Source organism: Corallococcus sp. AB049A, from assembly GCF_003668885.1.
Lineage (GTDB): Bacteria > Myxococcota > Myxococcia > Myxococcales > Myxococcaceae > Corallococcus > Corallococcus interemptor.
Genome location: NZ_RAWL01001417.1, coordinates 1 through 393, shown reverse-complemented (window position 1 = coordinate 393; position 393 = coordinate 1). Strand labels below are relative to the sequence as shown.

Below are 393 nucleotides of genomic sequence, written 5' to 3'. Positions count from 1 at the left end.
CTATACTGGGTGCCCGAGCGTAGCGCTTACTCGCGCCTCGATAGTAAGGGAGATATTGAAGACGTAATCAGGGTGATCTGGCTCAAAGCCCCGGAATCGGAAACCGGCGCGGTTGTTGTGACGATGCTGATCAAGGAACTGGCGACCTACATGGCGTTGTCGGACCTGTCGCTGGTCATCAAGTTCGATTTCACTCGATTCGATCCCGATAACTTCGCTGGATGGGCGCAGGATCGCCAATCGAGCCGCAAGCTGGGCCCCGATCTGTTTTACAGCGCCGGCCGCTCGACAAATGCGAGCTATGCCAACGGTTGCATGATCCTGAGAGCGGCCGTCACTGTGGATGAATTGATTCAGCAGTGGAAAGAGGAAGAGGACCCGACAACGAAGCAG

At 56.0% G+C, this 393-nt stretch carries 1 protein-coding gene; it reads left to right on the top strand.

Annotated elements, in window-relative coordinates:
• Nucleotides 1-72: 72 nt before the first annotated feature.
• Nucleotides 73-393, top strand: a 321-nt coding sequence (locus tag D7X55_RS42405) for a hypothetical protein (RefSeq protein ID WP_199747499.1), incomplete at its 3' end; no start/stop codon positions are given.